Raw genomic sequence first — 6553 nt, 5'->3', positions numbered from 1 at the left:
GGATGTGGATGAGCGAGTAGTTGGCGAGCAGCCCCGCGAGGCTGCCGTCCGGTTGGACCACGGCATCGAACCCTCGGTGAACCGGACGCCGGGGTTCTCCGCACGGGCGATCGCCAGGAAGCCGGGGGAGAGGTCGACGCCGGCGATGTCGACGCCGAGCGAGTGCAGGTAGCCGGTCGTCCGGCCCGGTCCACAGCCGACGTCCAGGACCGGACCGTCGCCGACGAGCTTGGCGAACCAGGTGAGCAGCGCCGTGTGCAACGGCAGGCGCTCGATCTCGTCCGCGAACAGGTCGGCGTAGCCGACGGCGATCTTGTCGTAGGAGGCGCGGGTGGTGGTCACGAAGTCCGGCTCAATCACGATCACCGACCCTATGGGACGTGGCCGACGTCATGGCGCCGCCCCGATGATCCGTGGCACCTTTGGACCCGTGGGTTCCTCCGCCGTGACCGAGACCCTGCACGCCCTCGGTGTCGACCCGGCCACACCGGTCACCCTCGTCCAGTTCTCGTCGGCCTTCTGCACGCCGTGCCGGGTCACCCGGCGGGTGCTCGCCGACGTCGCCGGCCTCGTCGACGGGGTCACCCACCTCGAGGTCGACGCGGAGAGCCACCTCGACGCCTTGCGCGCGCTGGATATCGGGCGCACGCCGACCACGCTGGTCGTCGCCGGTGACCGGATCGTCCAGCGGGCCGCCGGCGTGCCGGTCAAGGCCCAGGTGCTCGCCGCCGTCGCGGCCGCCCGATGACGCGCCGCGTCCCGAGCCCGGGTCGGCTAGAACTTCGGCGCGTCCGGAGCCTCGAGCAGGCCGAGCCGCAGCGCCGTCATCAGCGCCTGTGCGCGGTTGGCGGCGCCCAGCTTCTCGTACAGCTTCGAGATGTGGGTCTTCGCGGTCGACTCGCTGACGAACAGCTGCTTGGCGATGCCGGCCACGGACATGCCGTCGGCGAGCAGGCGGAGCACCTGACCCTCGCGCGGGGAGAGCTGCGGGCCGGACGGGGCCAGCCGGCGCTTCATCGCCTCGGCGAGGTCGGCCGCGGTGAACGCCGACGGCGAGGACGCCGCGTGCCGGGCGGCGGCCACGACCTCGTCGGCCGGCGCGGTCTTCGGGACGAACGCGCTGGCGCCCGCCTCGAGTGCGCCGAACAGCTGGTCGTCACCGGCGTACATGGTCAGCACCACGATGCCCATCGTCGCGCTCGACTTGCGCAGGGCACGGGTGGCCTCGAGGCCACTGCCGTCGGGGAGCCGCAGGTCCATGATCACGACGTCGGGCTGGAGCGCGCCGGCCTGGCGCACGCCCTCGGCGGCGGTGGCGGCCTCGCCCACGACCTCGAACTGGCGGTCGCGCTCGAACGCGTGCCGCAGGCCCTTGCGGATCAGGTCATGATCGTCGACAAGGAGGACCTTGGTGCGCGTGGTCGGGGATGGGCTGGTCGTCATGCTCGGGTTACTCCCCTTCTGATGCGGTGACGCTATCGCGCACGCTATCGCGCCGCGGTGGTGTGCCGACTACCACCGCCACGGTCGTGCCGGACGGGCTTCGCGGACTGATCTCCAACCGGCCTCGGATACGTTCCGCTCTCTCCGCCATGATCGCAAGACCGTAGCGCCCGTCCGGGCGCTGGTCAGCGATGCCCTGACCGTCATCCGACACTTCGATCTGTGCGTACGGGGGATCGATGGAACACGAGACCCACAGGTTAGTGGCTCCGGCGTGCTTCCGGGCGTTCGTGATCGCTTCCTGTGCGATCCGGAGCAGCTCGGCCTCCGTGGCGGCGGGCAGCCGGGCGGTCGTGTCGTCGAGCGTGACGTGCACCCGCAGGCCACCGGAGGCGCCGACGGTCCGCGCGTACTCGGAGATCGCCGCGGCCAGCCCCCCGTGCCGGTCGACCTCCGAGCGCAGCTCGAACAGCGACAGCCGCAGCTCGGTGATGACCCGGGTCACCTCGCCGCGCAGGGTGCGCAGCTCCTCGGCCGTCTCCTTGGCGTCGTCGGGCAGGGTGGCCAGCGCGTTGTCGATGCCGTAGCCGACCATCACCAGCTCCTGCGCGACCCCGTCGTGGATCTCGCGGGCCAGCCGCTGCCGCTCCTCGTTGGTCGCGAGCGACCGGACCTCGTCGAACAGCAGCGCCGCCTCCAGCCGCAGCGCGGCGGGGCCGGTGAGCGCGGTCACCTCCTGCACGACGGCCGGCGGATAGGCACCCGCGGCGTCGGCCTCGATGATCACCAATCCGACGGTACGCACGCCGGCCACCAACGGCACCACCAGGGCGGAAACGTCACCCCTACGGTGCGAGCGGGCCTGCGACCGGTTGGTCGTGTAGGGCTGCTGGCTGGCCCAGGCCTCGGCGATCGCGGAGTCGGCGTCGAGGCTCGTCTCCCAGTCGACCCGGTCCGCACCCGCCTGGGCGAGCACCACCAGCCGACCGCCGCCGCTGGCCGAGAGCACCGCCGCCCGGTCGGCCCTGGCCACCCCGCGCAGCTCCTCCAGCAGGTGCTCCGAGATGCCGCCCGGGTCGAGGGTGGCGCCGGGGAGCTGCCGGGCGACGCTGCGGAGCTGGGTCAACAGCCGGGTCGCCTCGGCGTACGGCTGGGGCCGCCCGGCCTCGCCGCGCTGCTGCATGATGCGCTGCAGCGTGGACGCGGCCAGCGTGCCGAGCGAGGCCAGGATCAGCCACTGCGCGCAGGCGACCAGATAGCCGGGCTTGGAGATCAGTGGGTCGTTGCCCGTCTCGCTGATCGCGCCACCGACGACCAGGGCGAGCGTGGCCACGCCGAGCAGCGCGGCGCTCTCGCGGGAGCGGCGCCGCAGCGCGGTCACGGTCAGCGGCACGGACAGGTAGGGCAGCAGTGCCGCGGCGCCGGTGCCCTGGCCGATCGTGTTGCCGGCCGTGTGCTGGGCGACCTGGCTGGCGCCGATGCCCACCACGATCACCTCGGCGAACCGGCCGAGCGGGGCGAGCACGGCGTGCCGCGGGGCGATCACGGCCGGCAGGCCGGCCACGATCAGCAGCGCCACCCACCACAGCTCGTCGAGCTGCTGAGTGGTGAGCAACACCAGCACCGCCACGAGCGCGAGCATCACGATGCGCGCGGCCACGGCGAGCGGGTGGGCGCGGATCGGGGTGGGTGCGGGCGCCTCCGGGCTCATCGGCGATAGATCTCGTCAATCACGGCCTGGTGTGCCTTGACCACGACGCTCCGCTTGACCTTCATCGACGGGGTCAGCTCCCCGGTCGCCTCGGTGAAGTCGGCGGGCAGGATGCGGAACTCCTTTATCGCCTCGGCGTGCGAGACGGCCTTGTTGGCGTCGTCGATCGCGCTCTGGACCTCGGCGAGCATCTTCTCGTCGGTGCGCAGCTTGTCGACGGGCGTGTCGGCGGGGAGCCCGGCCGTCTCCAGCCAGCGGGGGAGCGCGTCGGGGTCGATGGTGACCAGCGCGGCGATGAACCGCTCCCGGTCGCCGATCACCAGCGCCTGGCTGATCAGGTGGTGGGCGCGGATCCGGTCCTCGAGCACGGCCGGCGCGACGTTCTTGCCGGCGGCGGTGACGATGATCTCCTTCTTGCGGCCGGTGATCGACAGGAAGCCGTCGTCGTCCAGCTCGCCCAGGTCGCCGGTGGCGAACCAGCCGTCGCCGTCGAGCACCTCGGCCGTCGCCTCGGGGTTGCGCCAGTACTCCTTGAACACCAGCGGGCCCTTGACCAGGATCTCGCCGTCGTCGGCGACGCGGACGGTGACACCGGGCAGCGGCCGGCCGACCGTGCCGATCCGGGTGGCGGTCTCCAGGTTGACGGCGACCGCCGGGGAGGTCTCGGTGAGGCCGTAGCCCTCGTACACGGTGACGCCGATGCCGCGGAAGAAGTGGGCCAGCCGGGCGCCCAGCGGCGCACCGCCGGAGATCGCCCGCGTGCACTTGCCGCCGAGCGCCGCGCGCAGCTTGCCGTAGACCAGCTTGTCGTAGAGGGCGTGCTGCATCCGCAGGCCCAGCCCGGGGCCGTCGCCGTCCATCGCGGTCGAGTAGGCGATCGCGGTCTGCTCGGCCTTGGCGAAGATGCCGCCCTTGCCGTCGGCCACGGCCCGCTGCTTGGCGGCGGTGTGCACCTTCTCGAAGACCCGGGGGACCGACAGCAGGAACGTCGGCTGGAACTCCTTGAGGTCGTCGACCAGCGTCTTCGTGTCGGGCAGGTGGCCCATGATGGCGCGCGCCTGCACCATGCCGATCTGGATCAGCCGGGCGAACGAGTGCGCCAGCGGCAGGAACAGCAGCGTCGAGCCGCCCTGGTGGAACAGGTCCGGCAGCACCGGCACCGCGTTGGTGATGTCGGAGAGGAGGTTGCGGTGGGTCAGCACGCAGCCCTTGGGCCGGCCGGTCGTGCCGCTGGTGTAGATGATCGTGGCGACGTCGTCCGCGGTGGAGGTGCGCCGCTGCTCGTCGATCACGGCCGCGTCGACGGTCGCGCCCCGCTCGCGGAGCTGGTCGAGGTCCTCGGACTCGATCCGCCACACGTCGGTCAGCGTCGGCAGGTCGGGGCGCACGCCGGCGACCAGCAGCGCGTGCGCGTCGGTCTCGACGAACAGCGCGACCGCGCCGGAGTCCTCGAGGATCCAGCCGACCTGTTCGGCGCTCGACGTCTCGTAGATCGGGACGGTGACCGCGCCGACGGACCAGATCGCGTAGTCGACCAGCGTCCACTCGTAGCGCGTGCGGCTCATCAGCCCCACCCGCGCGCCCGGCTGGACACCGGCCGCGACCAGGCCACGGGCCAGCGCGACGACCTCGTCGCGGAACTGCCCGCAGGTGACGTCGACCCAGGCGCCGTCCCGCCTACGGCGGAACTGCACCGTGTCGGGCGCCGCAGCGGCGTTGTCCCAAACCGGATCAGTCAGGTTGGCCGCGTCCCCAACCGTCACGACCGGGGGTACGGAGAATTCGCGCACCTGGCCTCCTACAGAACGCGATCAGCTAAATGCAACCTACCCGTATCGACATCGAGTCCGATGCGGGGGACCAGCGAGCCGTCAGCCGGTCGGCGGGACACAAAGAGGTAGCCTGCCCCACATGGCGGACTCCTCCACCCAGTCGATCGCGATCGACGCCACCCCGGCGCAGGTCGCAGCGGTGATTTGCGACTTCGTGCGCTACCCGGAGTGGACCACGGCGATGAAGTCGGCCGAAGTGGTCGAGGAATACGAGGACGGTTACGCGAGCCAGGTCCGGTTCGTGATCGACGCCGGCGTGCTGATGGACGAATACATCCTCCAATACGAGTACGCCGAGGACATCTCGCGCATCGAATGGCATCTGGTCGCCCCCTCGAAGATGCAGAAGACCCAGGACGGCTCGTACGACATCGAACCGGTCGGCGAGCGCGGGAGCCTGGTCACCTACACGCTCGAGGTGGACCTCGCGGTGGGCATGCTGGGCATGTTCCGCAAGAAGGCCGAGAAAATGATCATGGATGCCGCGTTGAAGCAGCTCAAGGCGCGGGTCGAGTCGCTCTACCCGCAAGCCTGACCGATCTGAGGAACAGAGATGGCACCGCACACCGATCCTTCGTCCGCCCGTGGTGAGGCCGAGCGCCTCGTCGCCTCCGTGCTCGCGATGGCCCGCCGCGCCGGCGACGGCCCTGGCCTAGCGGCCGGGCTCGGCGCGCTCGGTTCGCTGACCGACGTGCTCGGCAGCGCCTTCGGCCAGCCGCATCACCCGTCCGGGGGAACCGGCCCGAAGGTCTTTTGCTGTCCCGGGCCCGTCGTGGGCGCGACCGTCGCTCCCGCCGGAACGCGGCGTCCGCGGTTGGTTACGGTCCCGACACGGCGGTGCCGGACGTCACACCGTCCGAATTGGTCGGTCACGGGTGCGCTCGGCGATTCAGCCCGAAATTGACACGGCCGTTTGGTCAGGTGGACTGCACCGAACGGACGATCTTCGGGGTCACGGGCGGGCCGGAGATGCTCTAGCGTTCCCCGTCGGAAATCCATCGAAAGGAATACCTGTGTCTGACCAGGCAACCCCTCCGGCCGCCCCGCAGGCCGGCGCTCCCTTTGGCCAGCCCGCCGGCGCCCCGGCGCCCGAGGCGGCCAAGCCGACCAAGAACAGGAACGTCGGCAAGATCCTCCTGCGCATCGCCGTCCCGATCATCGTGGTCGTGGGCGGCATCGCCTGGAAGTTCATGTCCGGTGACCCGACCGTGGCCGCGACCGGCGACTGCCTCATCGAGGCCGCGTCGGCCGACGACATGAAGACCGTCGGCTGCGACGACGCGACCGCCCACTGGAAGGTCGCCGGCAAGGTCGAGGACATCAAGGAGGCGGACTTCAACGCCCAGGAGAACAGCTGCACCGCCTACCCGACGGCCGAGTCGTCGCTCTGGATGGGCAAGAAGGGCGGCAACGGCGACGTGCTCTGCCTGGAGCCGCTCAAGAAGTAAGCGCGCGCCGGTGCGCCGGCCGTCCATCGTGGATGGCCGGCCGCTTGCTCTGCATCCATATACGCATCGATGGGTATATGGATGCAGAGCAGCGCGGGGTCGCGGTGTGCTGCGGCTCC

The 6553-nt window shown here is 71.0% G+C and carries 7 protein-coding genes; 3 read left to right on the top strand and 4 right to left on the bottom strand.

Features of this window, described 5'->3' with window-relative positions:
- On the bottom strand, window positions 1-366 hold a 366-nt coding region (locus tag AB0H87_RS35675; protein WP_360156130.1), incomplete at its 3' end, for a methyltransferase domain-containing protein.
- A 64-nt stretch (window positions 367-430) separates the two neighbouring features.
- Here AB0H87_RS35675 and AB0H87_RS35670 point away from each other — a divergent pair.
- Window positions 431-748: a thioredoxin family protein gene (locus AB0H87_RS35670; RefSeq protein ID WP_360156127.1), complete on the top strand. Its 318-nt coding sequence runs from the start codon at window positions 431-433 to the stop codon at window positions 746-748.
- Between the two features lie 26 nt (window positions 749-774).
- Here the strand turns inward: AB0H87_RS35670 and AB0H87_RS35665 are convergent, their stop codons facing one another.
- The 3 genes from AB0H87_RS35665 to AB0H87_RS35655 all read right to left on the bottom strand — a co-directional run bounded on the left by AB0H87_RS35665 (window position 775) and on the right by AB0H87_RS35655 (window position 4944).
- Entirely contained in the window at window positions 775-1443 is a 669-nt protein-coding gene (locus tag AB0H87_RS35665; RefSeq protein ID WP_203711293.1) for a response regulator transcription factor, read from the bottom strand.
- A gap of 7 nt (window positions 1444-1450) precedes the next feature.
- Entirely contained in the window at window positions 1451-3085 is a 1635-nt protein-coding gene (locus AB0H87_RS35660; protein WP_360156133.1) for a GAF domain-containing sensor histidine kinase, read from the bottom strand.
- A gap of 65 nt (window positions 3086-3150) precedes the next feature.
- Window positions 3151-4944, bottom strand: coding sequence for a long-chain fatty acid--CoA ligase (locus tag AB0H87_RS35655; protein WP_360156122.1), 1794 nt, complete (start codon window positions 4942-4944; stop codon window positions 3151-3153).
- A 121-nt stretch (window positions 4945-5065) separates the two neighbouring features.
- On the opposite strand from AB0H87_RS35655, the gene AB0H87_RS35650 reads away from it, so the two are divergent.
- Both AB0H87_RS35650 and AB0H87_RS35645 read left to right on the top strand, forming a co-directional pair.
- Entirely contained in the window at window positions 5066-5521 is a 456-nt protein-coding gene (locus AB0H87_RS35650) for an SRPBCC family protein (RefSeq protein WP_360156119.1), read from the top strand.
- 478 nt (window positions 5522-5999) lie between these two features.
- Window positions 6000-6434, top strand: a complete 435-nt coding sequence (locus tag AB0H87_RS35645; RefSeq protein WP_360156116.1) for a hypothetical protein — start codon at window positions 6000-6002, stop codon at window positions 6432-6434.
- Window positions 6435-6553: the final 119 nt, after the last annotated feature.

The organism is Asanoa sp. NPDC050611 (assembly GCF_040654855.1).
Lineage (GTDB): Bacteria > Actinomycetota > Actinomycetes > Mycobacteriales > Micromonosporaceae > Asanoa.
Note: the sequence above shows the minus strand (reverse complement) of the source record. Positions and strands in the feature narration are given on the sequence as shown.